The following is a 21,083-nucleotide window of genomic DNA, read 5'->3' on the forward strand; positions in this document are numbered from 1 at the left end:
TTCTGATGAATAAGAAAATTTTAATTGTGGATGATGATCCACGCAATATATTCGCATTGAAGCTAACTCTTAAGGCTCGTGGATATGCGGTTGAAACCTGTACTATGTCTCAGGAAGCTTTAGATATGCTAAAGGCTGATGCTCAGTTTTCAGTGGTACTGATGGATATGATGATGCCTGGAATAGATGGCTATGAGGCAGTAAGGATTATAAGAAACACCCCTGAAATCAAAGATATTCCCGTTGTTGCCGTTACTGCACAGGCAATGCCTGAAGACCGTCAGAAATGTATTGAGGTAGGGGCTGATGATTATGTTTCGAAACCCATTGATGTAGACCTTTTAATAATGGCAATAGAAAAACTTTCATAGATGCTGGAACCAAGTATCATAAAAGATAAAGAAGTAGAATATCTGATCAACGATGTTTATGAGATGTATGGCTATGACTTTTCCGGTTATAGCAGGGCTTCGTTTAAAAGAAGGGTGAATCGTATATGCCTTTTAGACCGGTTTACCAGCTTCGCGGAACTGAGATATACCATCATGAATGACGCCGAATATTTAAAACGGTTTGTAGAGGAAGTTACAGTAAATGTCACAGAAATGTTTCGCGATCCTTCTTTTTTTAAAGCATTAAGGGAGAAAATTTTGCCTCAATTAGGAACCTATCCTTTGATCAGGATCTGGATTGCAGGATGCTCCACGGGGGAAGAAGCATACTCTATTGCTATTTTGCTTAAAGAAGCAGGTCTTTATCATAAATCCCTTATCTATGGTACTGATTTAAACCCTGCAGTTCTTGAGACGGCCAGAGCCGGAGTTTTTCCGCTGCAGCAGATGAAATTGTACTCCGAAAATTATATGCTTTCAGGTGGGAAAAGTGATTTTTCTGATTATTATACGGCCAATTATGACAGTGTAAAGTTTGATAAAAGCTTACAGGAAAAACTTATTTTGTCTACTCACAATCTGGTGTCAGACAGTTCTTTCAATAGTTTTCAGCTGATTATATGCAGAAATGTTTTGATTTATTTCGATAGAGACTTGCAGGAAAGGGTATTCAGCCTTTTTGACAACAGTCTGGAAAATTTAGGTTTTCTGGCTCTTGGAGCTAAAGAAACACTTAGGTTTTCTACCATTGAAAAGAATTATCACCAGGTGGAAGACCAGAAAATCTGGAAAAAGCTTGATCACCATTAATAAATACTGCTATGAAATCACAGACGAACATTGAACTGATTGTTATAGGAGGATCGGCAGGAAGTCTGCAGGTCATTATTGAAATGATCAAAAATCTTGATGATACTTTGAAAATCCCAATAGTTGTTGTGCTTCACCGTAAAGCCCAATCCGGAGATATTTTGCGGGCTTTACTACAGCAGTTTACTAAAATAGCGGTGATAGAAGCAGAAGATAAAACTGAATTAAATGATAACGCCATATATATTGTTCCTGCTGATTATCATTTACTGTTTGAGAATAAGAAAAATATGTCATTGGACAGCTCAGAAAAAATGAATTATTCCCGCCCTTCAATAGACGTTACCTTCAGATCTGCAGCGGAAATTTTTGGAGAGCATATGACCGGAATCCTTTTATCAGGTGCCAATGCTGATGGAGTAGAAGGCTTGTGCTATATCAAAAAAAATAACGGACAGGTGTGGATTCAGGATCCGGCCACGGCAGAAGTAGAATATATGCCCAAACATGCCGTAGAAGAAATTAATTATGATCTCATTATCAGACCGGATAATTTGGCAGATTATATCAATCAATTGTAATAAGAATAACCTAAATAATATGAACAAAAAGAAAATTTTAATTTTTGATGATGATGCTGCTATTTTGGAAGTAATTACCATCATATTTGAAGAGAATGGCTACGAAGTTAAGATTTCAGAAACTTCACATGACATTCTGGAGAAAGTAGCAGAATATCATCCTGATGTTATTCTGATGGATAACTGGATTCCGAAAATAGGAGGAGTAGAAGCTACAAAACTTCTTAAAAGCAGTGAAGAATTTAATCATATTCCTGTCATCTATGTTACTGCAAATAACGATATCGCGGCTTTAGCTTCCGAAGCACAGGCAGATGATTATGTATCAAAACCTTTCAATCTGGATGACCTTGAAGAAATGGTGGCAAAACATCTAAAAGAACAGGTATAAATACCATATACTTTTCCAGGCATCAATAATCTCTCAAATTTTGAGGGATTATTGATTTTTCAGAGTAGAAATTATTTCATTTTTTGTCAGATAATAGCTGTTGATATTATGAATTAAAGAGCGTAATAAAAGATATAACTGCGGGTTGTCTATTATCGTATTTGAGAATGTCTGCACAAGAATTAATTTTTTTGAAACTATATTATGTGCAGTAATATATTCAGAACTAAGATCAATGTCGATATTCAATTCCCTCTTTATTTTGAAATTAAAATATTCATCTATTAAATACTTATCATTAATCAGATCCAATAATTCTATTTTTGTTTCATCCATACTATTGATAATTATACTTTAAAGTACAAATCTTATACCGTATAAGGGGAAAATACTTAACATTATAATAAAATAAGGTATATTTGTATACTATTTTAATCAACATGAATTTTGCCCTTATTAAAGATTTTATGACGCTCCTCGAGCAATTTGAATCAGAAGCTAATATATATCCCGATGTCTATCCTGCTACAATAGAAGGCTTTAAGACCTGGATTTCTGATCAGGAGACTACCCAGCAGACTGATACTTTTGATGAGCCTTATTGGGAAGGTAAAGAAAATGGACGAACACCGGAAAGTGCAATCAATACATTACTTGTTCATCTTAACCGATATGCAAAAACTTACTCAAAATCTGCGATATCAGATTCTGAATTTTCTACCCAGGAAGACTTTATTTATTTAATCAATTTGAAGGCATTTGGTGAAATGACCAAAATGGCCCTTATCAAAAAGAATATTCATGATAAACCGGTAGGCATGCTTATCATTACAAGACTATTGCGTCAGGGGCTTGTTGAGCAAACAGATTCTGATCTGGATAAGCGAAGCAAATTAATCCGTATTTCTGAAAGAGGGTTGTTAACCCTTGAAAAACAAATGGAGAAGATCCGGCAGGCTACCAACATTGTGGCAGGAAATCTTAACCATAAAGAGAAGATGGATCTGATTCGTATTCTCAATAAACTGGATCGTTTTCATTATCCTATTTTTTCGCGAAACATCAACTCAGATCAGCTTATTAACACTGTTTATGACGAATATGCATTTGAAAATTCATAGTAAATTCTTACAAGTACTATTTGCAAAACTACCTAAATAAAAGAATCTGCCCTTTAGGGGCAGATCCAGTAGATAATACATCTCATTTTTTTAATTAGACAACAATAAAAAGCACAGCCGACAATGCTGTGCTTAAATTTTTATTTCAAATTTAATTGCAATTTCAAGAGTAGTAAGAAAAGCAAATAAAGTTTCCACTTCGATGTTTATTACATAGTAAATGTAGTAATAATTTTAATACGGAATATGAATTTAATGTTAAAATTCACAAGTTATCCACAAAAAAATGTGGATAACTTATTGGGTTTTCTGAAATCATGGTTCAGAAAGGTATTGTAAAACAAAATCATTCAAGGTTTTTTTCTCTTCATCAGTTCCTTTATCGTCCATATGTCCATGATTGATCTGCGTAGGCTGTACGGTGATATGGTACTTATTCCGGTTCTCTTCATCAGGCAGAACGCCTTCATCAGCAGGGTAATCATTGGAGCGTAATGTGTAAATCCTGGGAAGGGAAGTTCTCGGCAGGAACATTCTGCGGTTATCCATTGTAATCAGTTTATATACCAGGTTAGGATGCTGATTGGTGAATAATGCTGCCATATCCCCTCCATTAGAATGGCCTATAAGAGTCAGATGCGGATAATCCAGCTCCGGGTGAGTCTTTTTGAGTTCATTCAGTACAAACAGAATATTATCAGAACCACTTTGCCAGAAAGGTCTTCTTACAATCTGCAAATTTCCTTCGGTTGGTAAAAGACTGTCTGTCGTAAGTTCATGTTGAATGCTTACTGTAAAATAGCCTTTTGAAGCCAGTTTTTTCGTTAAATAAGAATATACAAAATAATCTCCACCTTTGTTGGCTCCATATCCATGACTAAAGATAACGACTGGCTGATGTAGGATTTTTTTAACAGTTTTAGGATGGTAAAAAGCAACAGGAATCTTTCGGTTTCTGCTCTGGTCAAATAAGGTTAATGTATCCAGCTTTACTTCATAATCATTATTTCCAGTATTTTTCTTTTGTACGGAACAGTTGAATATGAATAGAGGAATGGAGCTAATAATGATTTTAGAGTATTTCATGATTTGTTTTTTATAATCCGGAATTTAGTTCATCTGCAAATATAGGAGGTAGTTCCGGTGAGGAAAATCATCTTCCTTTATTTAGCTTTTTAATGCAGGTTCTGTTTAAGGCTGCCATCAAAATTATTACCGCTGATTCATCTTACAGGGAAACTCTTTCCAACGGAAATAAATCTTACAGACTGCAAAGGTGAAGATGTCTGTGCTGCAGATCTGGCAGCGTTTCTGGTTTCTCAGATGGAAGACTTATTTCTTACAGCCATACATCAGGATGCGCTTAAATGCATAGATGGCCGGATATTTTGTAAATCTTTTTGCAATGCGTGATTTAAATTCTGAAATGAAATTTTCTTTCTGTTCCTTTTTAAGACGTTCTAAATAAGGTAACAATGCTGTTCCGGAAATAAAGGTGTATAATGCCTCAGAATCATCTGCAATAATAGGGTATACCTTCTGAAATATTTCAATATCCTGAATTCCGTTATCAAATAATATCTGGGCATAATCATCCATTGAAAGCACCGGAGAATCACGGTTGAAATGATTTAACTGGGATACGTAGGGTTCTTCATCTGCCATTTCTGTAAGAATCTGATTGAGAATATTTTCTTTCTGAACAGGCATTTGTATGGCTAATTGTCCTTTTTGTGAAAGCAATCCAATAAGTTTAGGAAATAGGGCTTGGTGATCATCAGCCCATTGTAAAGCGGCATTACTGAACACAAGATCCCATTTCTGATCAGACTGTGCTGTTTCTTCAATAGACTGAAGCTTAAAATGAAGGTTTTTATTTTCATACTTCTTTGATTTTTCAAGCATTTCTGCTGATGAATCAATTCCTAAGAATGTGGAACCTGTCAGTTTTTCCGTAAGGATAGAGGTCTGTTCTCCGGTTCCACAGCCTAAGTCAATAGCTTTTATATTGTTTCCGGGCTTAATCAATGCTGCTAGATCATAAAAAGGCTTGTAGCGTAGATCTTTGTACTGATCGTATAATTCAGGATTCCAGGGCATAAAGAATAATTTTGTAATGGTTTAATACGTTGAATAAATATAGAAAATCTCAATAAAAAATCGGCTGTTTCAAAACAGCCGATTGTATGTATTTATTGTTCCAGTTTTTCTTTGATGTATTTTGCCGTATAGGACTTTTTGTTTTTAGTCAGATCTTCAGGTGTTCCTGCAAATACAACTTCTCCACCGTGTTTTCCAGCTTCCGGGCCAATATCGATAATATAATCTGCACATTTGATGATATCTGGCTGATGTTCAATAACAATCACCGAATGTCCAAGATCAATCAATGCCTGTAATGATTTCAGTAATTTCTGAATATCATGGAAGTGAAGTCCTGTGGAAGGCTCATCAAAGATGAATAAAGTTTTATCTGTTGTAATCCCCTTTACAAGGAATGAAGCCAGTTTCACACGCTGCGCCTCACCACCGGAAAGGGTAGAAGAGCTTTGTCCCAGTTGTAAGTAGCCTAAACCTACTTCCTGTAAAGGTCTCAGTTTCGTTACGATCTTCTCTTCATTATTGTCTTTAAAGAACTCCAATGCTTCATCTACGGTCATGTGAAGAATATCAGAGATGTTTTTCTCATCAAATCTTACTTCAAGGATCTCATTTTTGAATCGTGTGCCTTTACAAACTTCACATTCAAGTTCAATGTCTGCCATAAACTGCATGGAAACGTTGATTACACCTTCTCCTTTACATTCATCACATCTTCCGCCATCTACGTTGAAAGAGAAATGTTTAGGCTTATAACCCATCATTTTAGCCACTTTCTGCTTGGCAAAAAGATCACGGATGTCATCGTAAGCTTTTAAGTAAGTTACAGGGTTTGAACGTGATGATTTTCCAATCGGGTTCTGATCAATCAGTTCAATATTTTTGATCATTTTCTTCGGGAATTCTACAGAGTCATAATCTCCTTTTTTACCCCCCATTCCAAGCTGGATCTGGATGTCATTGGTAAGGATTTCTTTCATCAAAGTAGATTTTCCACTTCCTGAAACTCCGGAAATGACTACCAGACTTTCCAAAGGAACGTCTACATCTATATTTTTAAGGTTATTCTGACGGGCTCCTTTAATGTGAATCCATTCTTTTCCTTTTCTCCTTTTCTTCGGAACTTCTATTTCAAGTCTTCCGGTAAGATATTCTGAAGTAAGCGTGTTTGCATTTTTCAGATCCTTATAATCTCCGGCAAATACCAGTTCGCCGCCAAGATAACCCGCTTCCGGGCCAATATCAATAATATAGTCTGCCGCTCTCATCACATCCTCATCGTGTTCAACTACAATGACGGTGTTTCCAAGATCACGAAGATTTTTCAATACTTCGATCAGGTTTTCCGTGTCTTTAGAGTGCAACCCGATAGAAGGTTCGTCTAATATATAAATAGAACCTACCAAAGAACTTCCTAAACTGGTTGCCAGATTAATTCTCTGACTTTCTCCTCCCGACAGGGTATTCGATGTTCTGTTTAATGTTAAATATCCTAATCCTACTTTTAATAAAAACTCAAGGCGGGTAGTGATTTCATAGATCAGTCTTTTGGCCACTTCTTTGTCGTGATCGGAAAGCTTTAATCCGTTAATTACCGGAGCGAGTTCATCCAAAGGCAGTTCGATCATCGACTGAATATTATGTCCGTCTACTTTTACCCAGCTTGTTTCTTCACGAAGTCTCAATCCTTCACATGTAGGGCAAAGTGTTTTTCCTCTGTAGCGGGAAAGCATTACTCTGTACTGGATTTTATAAAGGTTTTCTTCAAGCATTTTGAAGAAATTATTGATGCATGGGAAGTTACTCTTTCCGTCACCTTTCCAAAGGAAGTTTTTCTGTTCTTTTGTTAATTGATGATAAGGTTTGTGGATAGGGAAGTCACCTGCTTTTTTGATGAAATCTTTTTTCCATTCACTCATCGTTTCTCCTCTCCAGCAGACAACAGCATCTTCATAGATAGAAAGCGTTTTATTGGGAACTACAAGATCTTCATCAATCCCGATTACTTTTCCGTATCCTTCACATGCCGGGCATGCTCCGTATGGGTTATTGAAGCTGAAAAAATGAACGTTGGGTTCAAGGAATTCCATACCGTCCAGTTCGAATTTATTAGAGAATTCTTTTACTTTTTCGGTATCGGTGTTTTTTAATGAACAATATCCGCGTCCTTCATAGAATGCCATTTGAATAGAGTCTGCAAGTCTTTGTAAAAAGCTTTCGTCTTCTTCGTACGAGAAACGGTCTATTACAAGGTTGATCGTCATTCCTTTTTCCGGAGCAAAACCAAAACTTTCCAGATCTTCAATTCCGGCTACATTTCCATTGATTTCAAGTCTCGTGAAACCGGCCAGTTTTAAAACATTTAATGTTTCTTTAAAATTATTAATGTCATATTCCAAAGGAGCGGTCAATAGAAATGAAGTATCTTTTTTTGAAGCCTTGATGAAGTCAATTACATCAGAAACCGAATCTTTTTTCACTTCTTCTCCGGAAACCGGTGAAAAGGTTTTCCCAATCCTTGCAAACAGGAGTTTCATATAATCGTAGATCTCTGTAGAAGTTCCCACTGTAGAACGAGGATTGGAAGAAATTACTTTCTGCTGAATAGCAATAGAAGGAGCAAGTCCTTTGATATCATCTACTTTTGGTTTTTCTAATTTTCCCAAAAACTGACGGGCATAAGAACTTAAGCTTTCAACATATCTTCTCTGTCCTTCCGCATAAATAGTATCAAAGGCTAAAGAGGATTTTCCGCTTCCTGAAACTCCTGTGATAACAATAAGCTTATTCTTCGGAATCAGGACGTCTATATGTTTCAGATTGTTAAGATGGGCATTCTTAACGAAAATCTGTTTTTTTATATCTATTTCTGTTGTGTTAGCCATATTTTGTTTATTCATAAAAAGACTGCACAGCATTAAGGCTGCCAGTAATGGTGTTTGGCTACAAATATTCTGCAGCCGGTATCAATTGAACTTTTACCTCTATTCTGAATTCATCCGAAACCTGTTGCTGCATTTTTATAAATGCGGACAAAAATTACTGTTGAAACAGAATACTTTCATCGTAAAATTAAGACCCACAAAATTACGAAATTTTAGCGAAAAATTTACGCTTATCTTATTGTTAAAAATTGTTATTATCAACATGAAATAAGAATTCAAAAAAAGAAAAAGACCTGTAGATAAATGATAGAAATAAATGTTTTTTGTGGACTTAATTTTGTTTTATTATTTGTTTTACAGTGTTTTATGTATATTTTTAAAATGTGTTGTGTTTTTTTATGTAACTATTGTTTTATGTTGTAAAATTATTTAAAATTGTAATTGTAAATATGTAATATAGAAATGAGAAAATTATTCAGAGATCTAGTTACACATTTAATGAAAAAAAGATAGAATTACTCCCTCACACAGATGCAGCATTACGCTGCATCTTTTTTTATGACAACTATCATTTGCCTGTCTTGGTGAACTCCCTTACTTTTGGACTCTGTTAAAAAAACTACGAAAACGGTTATGATCAAAAAGATAGGAAGTGCTTTTTTTCTGGGAACTTTACTTTGGGTAAATGCACAGGAAAAGACAACAGATATTGAAAGCATTGAATTTCAGGGAAAATTTATCTCTACACCTTATAAAAGCGCTAATCAGAACATCAGCGTTATCACCAGAGAAGACATTGTAAATTCTCCGGCTAAAAGTATCGATGAAATTCTTCAGCAGGTGCCAGGGATGGATATCAGAAGGAGAGGAGCTAATGGGGTGCAGAGTGATATCGGTTTTCGTGGAAGTTCTTTTGAGCAGGTTCTGCTGTTGTTGAACGGAATCAGGATGAATGATTCCCAGACCGGACATAATAGTATGAATATTCCGGTAGATCTTGATGACGTAGAAAAGATAGAGATCATAAAAGGCCCGGCAGCAAGACGTTTCGGACAGAATGCATATGCCGGTGTTATTAATATTATTACCAGGACTACACCAGGCAAGAAAGTAAAAATCAGTGCAGAGGGCGGAGATTACAGCACGTATGGTCTTGGATTTAATGCGCAGATTGGAAATGAGAAGTTCACGAACTCTCTTCAGGCAAATTCTGCCTCTTCAGAAGGCTATATGTTCAATACAGATTATGAAATCAGAAATGTATTTTATCAGGGAAAACTGAACATCAAAAACGGAGATGTAAGAGTACAGGCTGGTTTTTCGGAAAAGAAATTCGGAGCCAATGGTTTTTATGCTTCCAGTGCTGCTACAAAACAATATGAGGAAACACAAGCTTCTATCGTAAGTGTGGCTCATCAGCAGACTTTTGGAAAACTGAAACTTAATTCTAATGTATACTGGAGAAGAGGACAGGATATGTACCTTTATGACCGATGGAATCCTATTTTTTACCGAAATATGCATATTGGAAATAATGTGGGTGGAGAAGTGAATTCCAGTTACCAGTGGGGATTAGGAACAACCGGAATTGGAGTTGAGCTTAGAAAAGAGGTTTTGGTAAGTAGTAATTTGGGAGACAGAAATCGTTTTGTTTCTCAGGTTTTCTTTGAACATCATTTTTCATTGCTGGACAAAAAACTGAATATCAGTCCTGGAATTTCTTGGGCTAATTATTCTAAAGAAGGAAACTTTTTCTATCCTGGCCTGGATGTAGGGTATAACTTTAATTCTAATAATAAAATCTACGGAAATATTGCAAAAGTACACCGTATACCAACATTTACCGAACTGTATTATGTAAGTCCCACGGAACATGGAAATCCTGATTTGCTTCCTGAAAATGCAGTTTCATCCGAGGTAGGATATCAGTACCAGAACAACAGAATTTTGGCTAAAATCAGTGGTTTCCTGAGGAATTCCAACAATTCCATTGACTGGGTTAAAAAGGAGCTGAGTGATAAAGTATGGTTTGCTCAGAATGTGGGAAATATTAAAACGAAAGGAATAGAAGCAGAGTGGAGCCATAGACCTGCAGACTGGTTAAAATATACCGTTGGATATACTTATATTGACAGCAGATATGAAGAAAAAGCGGGCTTGTTTTCTCGATATATTCTGGAAAATCTGAAACATCAGTTTGTTTCCAAATTAGAAGTAAAATTCCTGAAAAACTTTACCAATGAGCTTGTTTACCGTTACAATGAAAGAGTCAATCTGGGAACCTATAATCTTGTAGATGAGAAGCTGAGCTTTGCCAAGAAAGATTATTCGGTTTATGTACTGATTAACAACGTAACAAATACAAAATATACGGAAGCATTTGGAGTAGGAATGCCGCAAAGATGGTTCCACATTGGGTTTTCTTATACTATTAATATTAAGTAGCTGTTAATTTAATATTAATGAAAGTTAATATTAACAAATTGTTAAAAAATATACATTTGCAAAAATTTTTTATGAAACGTCTTATAGGCCTAGGTTTACTACTTGGAATTTCTTTTTTTAAAGCACAGGAACACATTTCCAGCTTCAATGCAGTAACTCTGACCTATAAGTTTCATCCGAAATTTTTCCTTTATGCAGAAGGTCAGCTGCGTGGTAACGAAGATTATACTTATCCCGATTATTATGAAATAAAAGGAGGATTAGGGTATAATCTTACCAAAAACCACAAACCTTTTGTAGGGCTTGGAAGATATGTTAACTATAAAGAACACAGTCTGAGCAGAGAGGAGTTCAGAGTTTGGCTTCAGGACATTATAGATATCAAGAAAGGTATCGTAAAGTTTGAAAATCGTTTCCGTGCTGAAAAGAGCTGGTTCTATGAGCCGAAAACAGACCAGACTTCACAGAGAATGCGTTACAGATATCGTCTGAACGTAAGTGTCCCTTTAAACGCCAAAACCATCAAGAAAGGAACTGTTTTCGCCAATGCTTATGACGAAGTATTCTTTGTCTCTCCGATGAAGCCTACTTTTGCCAGAAACAGAGTCTATGGCGGTTTCGGCTATCAGATTGATGATTATTTTGGCATCGTGAGCGGATATCTGTGGCAGCGTGAATTTGAAGCAAAAGGAAACAAAAATTTACATTTCGTTTACCTTGCGTTAAACATCAATATCGACGGAACAGATCATCACACGAAGACTTACGATTTCCCGGGGGCGGATTAATTATTATTCAAACCGGCCTGAAAGTTTAAAAGCTCCAGTTTAGAATTAAGATAATGATCATTCAGTAATGTCTGATATTTTTCAATCACTAACGATATGGCACTTACTTCATGTTCAAGGTATTTGTCTTTATTGAAGTAGATGTATTCAGATTTTACAAATTCCTGTAAAATATTTTTATCATCAGGCTTTAAAGCTTCTTTGTAAGCCGAGTTTTCAATCAGTTGTTGCGTCTTCAGTTTAAAAGGTTCTTCTGCTTTCAATAGTTTAGCCCTGTGTTTACGGATTTCTTCAAAAGGTAAAGTGGCAGCCATAAACTGGAGGTATGGTGTAAAATCATTAAGACTTTTCTGAAAATGATCAAATTCTTTATCGATTACCGCAAAATTTTTGTACTTTTTAAGAAGGTCTTTTTTAATATCTTCATCGGAAATATGATAGTAGTATTGAAAAACAGCCTTGTCATTTTCCAAAAGTTCGTCTTTTACTCTTCTCAGTTCATTTTCCAGTTGAGGGATAAGGCCTGCAGCATCTTTTGCTTTGTATAAAGTGCCCTCAAATCTGAATGTTTTTATTTCTTTCGGGTGGGAATCCAGGTATTGCAGGATCTGTATATCACCTTCTATTCCTGATTTTTCATAGACTAAAGATACCTTTTTGTCACTGAAAAGATCTCCATCATCATGAGCCGCAGCATCAGGAATACATGATTCAATGTTTTCTATAACAGGATTGTGCCTTTCGTAATATCCGTTAAAATTGGAACTGAAAGACTGATAGATATTATGATCCAGATAAAGCTTGATGAAAGTTTCATCCTCTATCACTTCACCCACGTTTTTCACCATGTGTAAAGTGAGGTATTTTGACGTCATAATTTCACAAATCTTATCAAACCCGCTGATAATTTCTTTTGCAAATCTGTGGTCTGCGGCTGTTCTTCTGGTTTCGTTTGTTCTAATTCTTTCAATTCTTTTTAAAATATCAGGATGTGAAGTCCACTGGTCTTCAATTTCTATTCTGGATTTGTTATAGCGGGTAAGATCTTCAGCATCAATTTTTGGAAATCCGTTGATATAAGGATGGTTATTCCTTTCGGATAAAATTTTCATTAAAGAGATCTGATTCTTGTACAGGTCTTTTGGAAGATATTTCTGATTACTTTCAATGTAAAAATTAAAGGAAGTATTAAAAGCAACATCACTCAGTTCCAGTCTTAATAAAGATGAAGTCTGCTCATCAGGATTGGTTATATAGGTTGAAATAGCATCTGCGTGGTATTCCATTTCTCTTTGCAGGGAAGCATGATTTTTGAAAAGAAAGCTGGACATGCTTTTAAGAACAGATTGAAATGCATTAATGAAACTAACGGAAATCAGACCGAAAATTTTAAAAATAGCATTCCCTCCCGAAAACTCCATGATAAAGTTTTCATAGTCTTTATTATTGTAAACGGTTTCAAAAATAATCTTTTCTGCCTGGCTTACATAACCGCCTATTTTCATGCTTTTTTGAGAGAAATGTCCAAATTCGTGAGCCAGAATTGTCCGCAATTCTCCTACACTTGTAGTGTTGATCAACCCAACGCCAATCGTCAGATTTTTCTTCACCGGCAAAAACATGCTCCAGAAAACAGAGTTATAGCTTACACTGGCATTTACATCCGGAGAAAGAAAAACTTTTTGAGGGGCTTTCACTCCTGTTTCAGCCACAATTTCATCAATAATTGCAAAAAGCTGAGGCTGGTGAGATCTGTTAATTTCCAGCAGGTGACGTGTACTGTAATGGTTTTTTCTGAAAATAAATTTGACAAGGAAAATAAAAACAAAAATCCCTACACTTAATAATCCTGCCGCACCAAAAACGGTAAAGTAATTGAGAGAAACACTCAGCATTTTTATGGCACCATATCCTAATAAGAATATCATGAGCAGAGACGCGAGAATAAGTATCAGATAGATCAGAAAAAAAACTGAGATGGATACAATAGCAGAAACCAGCTTAGATTGATAAGCCGATGAAATTTTAGGTAGGTTATTAGTCATGTGTGTTTTTATTAAATTTTTCTTGATTAATATTTCTCTATCAGGTAACGATAAGCTTTCAGATATTTGTTGAATCTTTTGATGTCTTTAGGAGTAAGCTCTCTGTTTACTCTTCTGAGATCCATATTGTCACGAAGGTCATTCAGTTTTACAGCAACGGAAAGGAGAGATCGTTCTGTTCTTTTGATGAATTCATCATAATCTTCTTCAGGATCAAGCTTTGTAAGACAGCTGATGGCAAAAATAATATATTCAGGAAACCCTTCCGATCTTAAATAATCCAGGCTGAATTCCAGTGGGTGATCCTCTACCACATCGTGCAGAACGCCAACAATCTTTTCATCCAGTGTTTTACCATAATTCATTACACGCATTACGTGGGCAATGTAGGGAGCATGGTATTTATCGGTTTGTCCTTTATGAGCCTTATCGGCAATTTTGATTGCTTTATTCAGTAATTCTTCTTTTGTCATTTTTTACGAAAAATAGATTACAAAAATAAAAAATGCCTTAAAAACTAAGGCCTTTTTATGAAGAATATTTCAGATGATTTTACAAGTTTGTTTCGTCCTCTACAGGAGCATGCGGAACATTGTTTTTTACAGATTCTATCCCGTTTTCCATACCATTGTCAGATTCATACATCTGGCTGGTTCCAATGATCTGTCCGTTTCCTGCTTTTAAATTAAAGTAACACCTGCCGTCATTCACTGTATTTCTTTCAAATTTTGCATCTTCCTGTGCATTGATTTTTACGGATCCGATTCCGTTTTCACAGGATGGTTTGGTACTGTATCCCTGACTGGTTAAAATGATCTGTCCGTTTCCTGCTTTAAGATTAAACTGGAAGTCTCCGTTTGTTTTTTGAGAGATAATAAACTTTCCCATGGTAATAATTTTTATTTTGTATTGTGTTTATTTGGATGGTATTATCTTTTTCCTGCTTGGCTGAAGCTTATCAGAAGTAATTGAATTTAAAATTTTATATTGTGACTCATCCTTTGATGGTTCTTTTAAAGCAAGATATAGAGCAGTATCTTTAGGCTTAACTGTCAGTATTTTGTAAAGTTCTTTCTGAGCATGCTCAGGTTTCAGAGCAAAATATCCCGGGAATTTTCCTTTAGAAACTATTTTGGTTGTATCAACCTTGGGAACAGGGATTACATTTTCTTTTTTTTGTGCCGTAAACATGGCCGAAATGAAGACTAGGGGAAATAATAATTTCTTCATGTGTTATTTAATTTAGAATAAAAATAATGATTTTTTTTGAATATACTTATTGGCTGCCAATAAATCCAATGATAACCATAAGAAATGTGGGCTAAAAATAAAAGCGCCCCAAAATTGGGACGCTGAATCAAATTTATGGTATTAAAGACTAATAAGCTCCTTTCTCAATATAGTGAGCTGCCACTTTTTCAGTAAGTGCTACTACATTCGGATGGTTGGTATATTTAGTAAATCTTCTTAATCCTGAAAGCATCATTCTCTGCTCATCTCCTTCAGCGAAAGAAACAATTCCTTCTTTAGCTGCCGTGATGATTTTCTCTACAGCTTTGTAAAGGTTCAGCTGAGCCATAGCTGCTTCTACAGATTCAGGAGAGAAATGTTTCTCTGCTCTTAATACTGCAGATTCTGCCATGTAGATCTGGTTAAGGATTTCAGAAGCATTTAATAATAAGTGCTGTTGTTTTTCAATATCCATCATGTATTTCTGAAGAGCTGCTCCGGAAACCATTAAGAATACTTTCTTAAGGTTAGCGATAATTGCTTTTTCTTCACTCATGAATTCTGAATAATCAGGAACTTCAAATGAAGGGATACCCATCAATTCTTTGCTGATGGCCATTGCAGGAGATAAAAGATCAAGTTCACCTTTCATGGCTCTCTTGATAAGCATTCCTACAGCTAATAATCTGTTGATTTCGTTGGTACCTTCATAGATTCTCGAGATTCTTGAATCTCTCCAGGCAGCTTCCATAGGAGTGTCTTCAGAGAATCCCATACCTCCGTACACCTGAATTCCTTCATCTGCTGTATGCTGGGCAAGGTCAGAAACAAATACTTTAAGGATTGAACATTCTACCGCGAATTCCTCAACACCTTTTAATTCTGCTTCCTGATGGCTTAATCCTGCTTCAACAAGCTCATCAATTTTATCCTGAACGTTTTTAGCAGCTCTGTAAGAACCTGCTTCACTTACGAAAACTCCGGTTGCCATTTCTGCCAGTTTTTTTCTGATGGCTCCGAAAGTAGCAATGGAAACACCAAACTGCTTTCTTTCATTAGAGTACTGGATAGAGTGGTTTAAGATTCTTCTCTGTGCATCAAGACAAGCTGCTGCCAGTTTGATACGGCCTACGTTCAGTGCATTTAAAGCGATTTTGAAACCGTTGTTTCTTTCTCCTAAAAGATTTTCCACAGGGATTTTCATATCATTGAAGAAAACCTGACGGGTAGAAGATGCGCGGATACCTAATTTGTGCTCTTCCTCTCCGAAAGTTAAGCTTTCAGGATTTTCAAGTTCAGATCTGTTGATGACAAATCCTGTGATATTTTTATCATCATCAATTTTAGCGAATAATGTGAATGTATCAGCAAATCCTGCATTAGAGATCCACATTTTCTGGCCGTTGATGATATAATGTTTTCCGTCTTCGGAAAGTTTTGCTTTTGTTTTCCCTGAATTCGCATCAGAACCGGCATCCGGCTCTGTCAGACAGTAAGCCCCGAATTTTGTTCCTGTTGCTAAATCCGGAAGGTATTTTTTCTTTTGCTCTTCAGTTCCGTAAAGAACAATTGGTAACGTTCCGATTCCTGTGTGTGCTCCATACGCTGTAGCCAATGAACCTGTAGTTCCGGAAAGATAGTCGCAGGCAAGCATTGTAGTGACAAAGCCCATTCCAAGACCTCCGTATTCTTCGGGAACAGCGATTCCCAACATTCCCATTTCGCCCAGTTTACGCATTGTTTCTTCTGTAAATGCATAATCTTTCTTCTCAAAACGCTCTCTTTGAGGAACAACTTCTCTATCGATAAATTCCTTCGCAGAATCACGAAGCATCTTTTGTTCTTCATTCAGTTCTTCAATACTGAAAATTTCGTTTGCAGGAATTTGTTTGATCAGGAATTCCCCGCCTTTTAATGTTGCCATATTTGTTTTTTTTATTTTTTGTAAAAAGTATAATGTAAAATGTACATGGTACTTTTTTATGAGATTATTATTAAGTAAGTTTTAATACTTTATACATTGTACAACTGACATTATACAATTATAGAAGTTCAAAAATAGAGGCCGCTCCCTGTCCTGTTCCAACGCACATAGAAACCATTCCGTACTTGTTACCGCGTCTTCTCATTTCATCAAGAAGCTGAACGGTTAATTTTGTTCCTGTACATCCTAGCGGGTGTCCAAGAGCAATTGCCCCTCCGTTTACGTTTAGAATGTCTGGATTTAAACCTAATTCTTTTTTGATTGCAACCGATTGAGAAGCGAATGCTTCGTTAAGCTCGATCAAATCGATATCTTTTAATTCCAGACCTGCCTGTTTCAAAGCTTTTGGAATAGCATAAACAGGTCCCATTCCCATAATTCTTGGTTCTAATCCTGCAGCAGCATAAGCCACTAACCTTGCTTCAGGCTCCAATCCTAATTCTTTTACCATTTCTTCACTCATTACCATCACAAAAGCAGCTCCGTCACTCATCTGTGAAGAGTTTCCGGCAGTTACGCTTCCTCCGTTGGCAAATACAGGTCTTAGTTTTGCTAAACCAGCTAAAGAAGTATCAGCTCTCGGACCTTCATCTACAGAAAAATCGAATTTTTTAGTCTGCAGTTTCTGATTTTCGTCAAGGAAATTATATTCTACAGGAACCGGAACAATCTGGTTGGCAAATTTTCCTTCCTGATTGGCTTTTAAAGCCTTCATATGAGATTCAAAAGCAAACTGATCCTGTTCTTCTCTTGTAATATTATATTGTTTTGCCACTTCTTCGGCTGTGTAACCCATTCCCCAGTAATAATCCGGGTTTGTTTTGGCAATATCCGTTTCCGGAACCGGCTTATAACCTCCCATCGGAATATATGACATTGATTCTGTACCACCCGCGATGATACAGTCTGCCATACCAGCCTGAATTTTTGCAGAAGCAATGGCAATTGCCTCACTTCCTGATGCACAGTATCTGTTCACGGTTACTCCCGGAACTTTATCTGTATTTAATCCCATCAAAGAGATCAGACGTGCAACGTTCAGCCCTTGTTCAGCTTCCGGCATTGCATTTCCTACGATAAGGTCGTCAATTCTGTTTTTATCTAATTGGGGTAGCTCAGCCATTAATTTTTCAATAACGGTAGCTGCCATTACATCAGGTCTTGTAAATCTTAAACTCCCTTTTGGAGCTTTTCCAACGGCAGTTCTGAAACCTTTTACTATGTATGCTGTTTTCATTTTTTTGTTTAATTAAATTGTTTTAAGACTTTTTTGCCTCGTAGAGGTAAACTGTTCATAGATTTTTGTTTTTGCTTTTTGCGGAGCTCCGTAGGAGCGACCTGTTAATCATTAATCCATTCGAATAAATATTTTGGATCATATTCTATCTCAAATTTTGACATAAAATCCAGATATTCTTCTCTAAAAGTTTTCTTTTTATGATGTTCTTCCTGATATAAAATATATTTTACAACAGAATCAACACTGCTTTTAGAGTAAGAAAAAGCTCCGTACCCTTCCTGCCAATTGAATTTTCCATTGATCCATCCTTTTTCATTGATGAATTTTGAAGAACCCGCTTTAATATCTCTTACTAAATCTGAAACCGCAAGTGTCGGATTCATACTTACAAGAATATGCACATGGTCAGGCATTGCAAAAACTGCGAATAATTTTTGATTTCTATTGGAAATAATACCTGTAATAAACTGATGTAATTCTTCTCTGTTTTCTTTTGAAATCAGATTTTGTCTTCCTTTTACAGCGAAAACAATGTGAATATAAATCTGAGTGTAGGTGTTTGCCATACATTAACAGGTCGCCTCTACGAGGCTTTCCAACTTTTAAAATTATTCATGCTATTAACAGTTCGCTCCTACGGAGCTTCCCGTTAGTTTCTCAAAGGTTTCCCATTTTGCAACATATACTGAATTCTCTCTAAAGTTTTTCTTTCCCCACAAAGCTGAAGGAAAGTTTCTCTTTCAAGGTTCAACAGATATTGTTCTGTTACCACTGTTGGCTCGGAAAGGTTTCCGCCTACCATTACGTTGGCCAGTTTATCCGCAATTTTCTTATCGTGTGCAGAAATAAAGTTTCCGGTTAACATCTGGTCAGTTCCTACGTAGAACATTCCTAATGCATCTTTACCAAGAACTTTTACTTTTTGCTCTATAGGTTGGGTATAACCTTGCTCAGCTAATAATTTTGCTACTTTTTTAGCTTCAGCAATCTGTCTGTTTTTGCTTACAGAAACGATGTCTTTCCCTTTTTCAAGGATTCCCATATCGTAAGCTTCATAAGCGGAAGTAGCTACTTTACCCATGGCGATGTTCATGAAGGCATCACGAAGTCTGTTATTCTTCACGTCATCGTTGTGGAATTCTCTGGAAGTTCTCAAAGTCAATTCTTTAGTACCACCACCACCAGGAATTACTCCCACTCCGGTTTCTACAAGTCCGATATACGTTTCTGCGGCTGCAACCACCCGGTCTGCATGCATTGTCATTTCGCATCCTCCACCTAAAGTCATTCCGTGAGGAGCAACTACTACAGGAATAGAAGAGTAGCGTACTCTCATCATTGATTTCTGGAAGTAAGCGATCGCCATATTCAGATCATCCCAATCCTGCTCGATAGCCATCATAAGGATCATAGCAAGGTTTGCACCTACAGAGAAATTAGTTCCCTGGTTTCCTACAACCAATCCGTCATATTCTTTTTCAGCTAAATCAATGGCTCTGTTTAATCCGTCAAGAACTTCGCCTCCAAGAGAGTTCATTTTTGAACGGATCTCAAAGTTGATGATACCATCTCCCAAATCTTCAATTGCAGCACCTGAATTGCTCCAAAGTGTTTTATTTTTTCTGATATTATCTAAGATGATAAATGCATCCTGACCAGGAATTTTGTTGTATTCTCCTGAATTTTTATCAACGTAAATGCTTTGTCCTTCGTCATTCACTTTATAGAAAGTTTCTACATTTTTCACCCATTCAGAAACTTCGTATCCTGCATCTTTTGCCAGTTCAATACCTTTCTGAACACCTACAGCATCCCAGATTTCAAATGGACCGTTTTCCCATCCGAAACCGGCTCTCATGGCATCGTCAATTTTATAAACTTCGTCAGAGATTTCAGGGACTTTGTGTGAAACGTAAGCGAATAATGCTCCTAAAGACTTTCTGTACAATTCACCTGCTTTGTCTTTACCTCCGATTAATACTTTGAATCTGTCGATTGGCTTATCAATGGATTTGGTTAATTCTAATGTCGGGAATGACGATTTTCCTTGAAGTTCATACTCTAAAGTGTCAAGGTTTAATCCATGAATTTCAGATTTTCCTTCTGCATTTTTCACTTTTTTATAGAAACCTTGTTCTGTTTTTGAACCTAACCATTTATTATCCATCATTTTCTGGATATAAGGTGGAAGGGCAAATACATCATTGAAGTCATTGGCTTCCGCACCGCTCTGGCGAACGCCGTTGGCTACCATTACCAAAGTATCAAGACCCACAACATCCGCTGTTCTGAACGTAGCTGATTTCGGACGTCCGATGACAGGACCTGTTAATTTATCAACATCAGAAACGGTAAGTCCTAATTTTTGTACATTATGAAGAAGATCCATCATGGAGAATACACCGATTCTGTTGGCGATGAAAGCTGGAGTGTCTTTAGCTAAAACAGTAGTTTTGCCTAAGAATTTCGCTCCGTAATTCATATAGAAATCAATGATCTCAGGATCTGTATCATTAGTTGGGATAATCTCTAAAAGAGGAAGGTATCTTACAGGGTTGAAGAAGTGCGTTCCGGCAAAGTATTTTTTGAAATCTTCGCTTCTTCCTTCTGTAAGGAAATGAATAGGAATACCGGATGTATTGGAAGAAATTAATGTTCCAGGTTTTCTGAACTGTTCAATCTTTTCGTATACAGACTTCTTGATATCAAGTCTTTCCACGACTACTTCAATGATCCAGTCTGTGTTTTTTATTTTCGGCAAATCATCATCGAAGTTTCCGATTGTAATTCTGTCTGCAAACTTAGGTGAATAAAGAAGTGCAGGACTTGCTTTTTTCAGTTTTTCAAAGTTTTCGGAAGCAATTCTGTTTCTTACTCCCTTGTCATCTTTGGTCAAACCTTTTTTCTGTTCAGCTTCAGTAAGTTCAAAAGGAACAATATCCAAAAGTGATACTTCAACGCCGATATTGGCGAAGTGAGCAGCGATACCGCTTCCCATAATTCCTGAACCAAGAACCGTTACATGTTTGATTCTTCTTTTCATATGTAAATTTTTATTTGTATAAGATGAT

18 protein-coding genes are annotated in these 21,083 nt (G+C 36.5%); 7 read left to right on the forward strand and 11 right to left on the reverse strand.

Going from position 1 to position 21,083, the window contains the following annotated elements; all coding sequences use genetic code 11:
- Positions 1 to 5 precede the first annotated feature (5 nt).
- The 5 genes from C8D70_RS00625 (at position 6) to C8D70_RS00650 (ending at position 3,295) form a co-directional block, all read left to right on the forward strand.
- Positions 6 to 371 carry a response regulator gene (locus C8D70_RS00625; RefSeq protein WP_181416074.1) on the forward strand — a complete coding sequence of 122 codons (366 nt, stop codon included), beginning with the start codon at positions 6 to 8 and terminating at the stop codon, positions 369 to 371.
- Positions 372 to 1,202 (forward strand): CheR family methyltransferase, encoded by an 831-nt coding sequence (locus tag C8D70_RS00630; RefSeq protein ID WP_076597381.1) that lies wholly within the window; start codon positions 372 to 374, stop codon positions 1,200 to 1,202. It abuts the gene before it with no gap.
- An 11-nt stretch (positions 1,203 to 1,213) separates the two neighbouring features.
- Positions 1,214 to 1,783 carry a chemotaxis protein CheB gene (locus C8D70_RS00635; RefSeq protein WP_110366052.1) on the forward strand — a complete coding sequence of 190 codons (570 nt, stop codon included), beginning with the start codon at positions 1,214 to 1,216 and terminating at the stop codon, positions 1,781 to 1,783.
- 19 nt (positions 1,784 to 1,802) lie between these two features.
- Positions 1,803 to 2,174: a response regulator gene (locus tag C8D70_RS00640; protein WP_110366053.1), complete on the forward strand. Its 372-nt coding sequence runs from the start codon at positions 1,803 to 1,805 to the stop codon at positions 2,172 to 2,174.
- 440 nt (positions 2,175 to 2,614) lie between these two features.
- Complete coding sequence (locus tag C8D70_RS00650) at positions 2,615 to 3,295, forward strand: MarR family winged helix-turn-helix transcriptional regulator (RefSeq protein WP_076597377.1); 681 nt, start codon at positions 2,615 to 2,617, stop codon at positions 3,293 to 3,295.
- A gap of 315 nt (positions 3,296 to 3,610) precedes the next feature.
- Here the strand turns inward: C8D70_RS00650 and C8D70_RS00655 are convergent, their stop codons facing one another.
- The 3 genes from C8D70_RS00655 to uvrA form a co-directional block, all read right to left on the reverse strand.
- Complete coding sequence (locus tag C8D70_RS00655; RefSeq protein WP_110366055.1) at positions 3,611 to 4,381, reverse strand: alpha/beta hydrolase; 771 nt, start codon at positions 4,379 to 4,381, stop codon at positions 3,611 to 3,613.
- Between the two features lie 246 nt (positions 4,382 to 4,627).
- Positions 4,628 to 5,395 (reverse strand): methyltransferase domain-containing protein, encoded by a 768-nt coding sequence (locus tag C8D70_RS00660; RefSeq protein WP_110366056.1) that lies wholly within the window; start codon positions 5,393 to 5,395, stop codon positions 4,628 to 4,630.
- A gap of 92 nt (positions 5,396 to 5,487) precedes the next feature.
- Entirely contained in the window at positions 5,488 to 8,280 is a 2,793-nt protein-coding gene (gene uvrA / locus C8D70_RS00665) for an excinuclease ABC subunit UvrA (protein WP_110366363.1), read from the reverse strand.
- 633 nt (positions 8,281 to 8,913) lie between these two features.
- On the opposite strand from uvrA, the gene C8D70_RS00670 reads away from it, so the two are divergent.
- The gene (locus tag C8D70_RS00670) at positions 8,914 to 10,725 is read left to right on the forward strand and encodes a TonB-dependent receptor plug domain-containing protein (protein WP_110366364.1); all 1,812 of its coding nucleotides are present in this window, start codon (positions 8,914 to 8,916) and stop codon (positions 10,723 to 10,725) included.
- Between the two features lie 71 nt (positions 10,726 to 10,796).
- The gene (locus tag C8D70_RS00675; protein WP_076597374.1) at positions 10,797 to 11,513 is read left to right on the forward strand and encodes a DUF2490 domain-containing protein; all 717 of its coding nucleotides are present in this window, start codon (positions 10,797 to 10,799) and stop codon (positions 11,511 to 11,513) included.
- Here C8D70_RS00675 and C8D70_RS00680 read toward each other — a convergent pair.
- The 8 genes from C8D70_RS00680 to C8D70_RS00715 form a co-directional block, all read right to left on the reverse strand.
- Entirely contained in the window at positions 11,510 to 13,558 is a 2,049-nt protein-coding gene (locus C8D70_RS00680) for a M48 family metallopeptidase (RefSeq protein ID WP_110366057.1), read from the reverse strand. The genes C8D70_RS00675 and C8D70_RS00680 overlap by 4 nt on opposite strands.
- Before the next feature lie 26 nt (positions 13,559 to 13,584).
- On the reverse strand, positions 13,585 to 14,031 hold the full coding sequence (locus C8D70_RS00685) for a phosphohydrolase (protein ID WP_034694511.1): 447 nt from the start codon (positions 14,029 to 14,031) through the stop codon (positions 13,585 to 13,587).
- 79 nt (positions 14,032 to 14,110) lie between these two features.
- On the reverse strand, positions 14,111 to 14,446 hold the full coding sequence (locus tag C8D70_RS00690; RefSeq protein ID WP_110366058.1) for a YegP family protein: 336 nt from the start codon (positions 14,444 to 14,446) through the stop codon (positions 14,111 to 14,113).
- 27 nt (positions 14,447 to 14,473) lie between these two features.
- Positions 14,474 to 14,788, reverse strand: coding sequence for a hypothetical protein (locus C8D70_RS00695; protein ID WP_076597371.1), 315 nt, complete (start codon positions 14,786 to 14,788; stop codon positions 14,474 to 14,476).
- Positions 14,789 to 14,936: 148 nt separating this feature from the next.
- Positions 14,937 to 16,712 carry an acyl-CoA dehydrogenase family protein gene (locus tag C8D70_RS00700; protein ID WP_110366059.1) on the reverse strand — a complete coding sequence of 592 codons (1,776 nt, stop codon included), beginning with the start codon at positions 16,710 to 16,712 and terminating at the stop codon, positions 14,937 to 14,939.
- Positions 16,713 to 16,830: 118 nt separating this feature from the next.
- A complete protein-coding gene (locus C8D70_RS00705; protein WP_110366060.1) occupies positions 16,831 to 18,009 on the reverse strand; it encodes a thiolase family protein in 1,179 nt (392 codons plus the stop codon).
- 104 nt (positions 18,010 to 18,113) lie between these two features.
- A complete protein-coding gene (gene tnpA, locus C8D70_RS00710; RefSeq protein WP_076597367.1) occupies positions 18,114 to 18,578 on the reverse strand; it encodes an IS200/IS605 family transposase in 465 nt (154 codons plus the stop codon).
- 83 nt (positions 18,579 to 18,661) lie between these two features.
- Positions 18,662 to 21,055, reverse strand: a complete 2,394-nt coding sequence (locus tag C8D70_RS00715; RefSeq protein WP_076597366.1) for a 3-hydroxyacyl-CoA dehydrogenase/enoyl-CoA hydratase family protein — start codon at positions 21,053 to 21,055, stop codon at positions 18,662 to 18,664.
- Between the last annotated feature and the right edge of the window lie 28 nt (positions 21,056 to 21,083).

It is taken from the genome of Chryseobacterium sp. CBTAP 102 (assembly GCF_003201365.1).
Lineage (GTDB): Bacteria > Bacteroidota > Bacteroidia > Flavobacteriales > Weeksellaceae > Chryseobacterium > Chryseobacterium candidae.

Excerpts from the sequence above, each read along its gene's own strand:
- C8D70_RS00625 (WP_181416074.1), top strand. The coding sequence starts at position 6 with ATGAATAAGAAAATTTTAATTGTGGATGATGATCCACGCAATATATTC.
- C8D70_RS00630 (WP_076597381.1), top strand. The coding sequence starts at position 372 with ATGCTGGAACCAAGTATCATAAAAGATAAAGAAGTAGAATATCTGATC.
- C8D70_RS00635 (WP_110366052.1), top strand. The coding sequence starts at position 1,214 with ATGAAATCACAGACGAACATTGAACTGATTGTTATAGGAGGATCGGCA.
- C8D70_RS00640 (WP_110366053.1), top strand. The coding sequence starts at position 1,803 with ATGAACAAAAAGAAAATTTTAATTTTTGATGATGATGCTGCTATTTTG.
- C8D70_RS00650 (WP_076597377.1), top strand. The coding sequence starts at position 2,615 with ATGAATTTTGCCCTTATTAAAGATTTTATGACGCTCCTCGAGCAATTT.
- C8D70_RS00655 (WP_110366055.1), bottom strand. The coding sequence starts at position 4,381 with ATGAAATACTCTAAAATCATTATTAGCTCCATTCCTCTATTCATATTC.
- C8D70_RS00660 (WP_110366056.1), bottom strand. The coding sequence starts at position 5,395 with ATGCCCTGGAATCCTGAATTATACGATCAGTACAAAGATCTACGCTAC.
- uvrA (WP_110366363.1), bottom strand. The coding sequence starts at position 8,280 with ATGGCTAACACAACAGAAATAGATATAAAAAAACAGATTTTCGTTAAG.
- C8D70_RS00670 (WP_110366364.1), top strand. The coding sequence starts at position 8,914 with ATGATCAAAAAGATAGGAAGTGCTTTTTTTCTGGGAACTTTACTTTGG.
- C8D70_RS00675 (WP_076597374.1), top strand. The coding sequence starts at position 10,797 with ATGAAACGTCTTATAGGCCTAGGTTTACTACTTGGAATTTCTTTTTTT.
- C8D70_RS00680 (WP_110366057.1), bottom strand. The coding sequence starts at position 13,558 with ATGACTAATAACCTACCTAAAATTTCATCGGCTTATCAATCTAAGCTG.
- C8D70_RS00685 (WP_034694511.1), bottom strand. The coding sequence starts at position 14,031 with ATGACAAAAGAAGAATTACTGAATAAAGCAATCAAAATTGCCGATAAG.
- C8D70_RS00690 (WP_110366058.1), bottom strand. The coding sequence starts at position 14,446 with ATGGGAAAGTTTATTATCTCTCAAAAAACAAACGGAGACTTCCAGTTT.
- C8D70_RS00695 (WP_076597371.1), bottom strand. The coding sequence starts at position 14,788 with ATGAAGAAATTATTATTTCCCCTAGTCTTCATTTCGGCCATGTTTACG.
- C8D70_RS00700 (WP_110366059.1), bottom strand. The coding sequence starts at position 16,712 with ATGGCAACATTAAAAGGCGGGGAATTCCTGATCAAACAAATTCCTGCA.
- C8D70_RS00705 (WP_110366060.1), bottom strand. The coding sequence starts at position 18,009 with ATGAAAACAGCATACATAGTAAAAGGTTTCAGAACTGCCGTTGGAAAA.
- tnpA (WP_076597367.1), bottom strand. The coding sequence starts at position 18,578 with ATGGCAAACACCTACACTCAGATTTATATTCACATTGTTTTCGCTGTA.
- C8D70_RS00715 (WP_076597366.1), bottom strand. The coding sequence starts at position 21,055 with ATGAAAAGAAGAATCAAACATGTAACGGTTCTTGGTTCAGGAATTATG.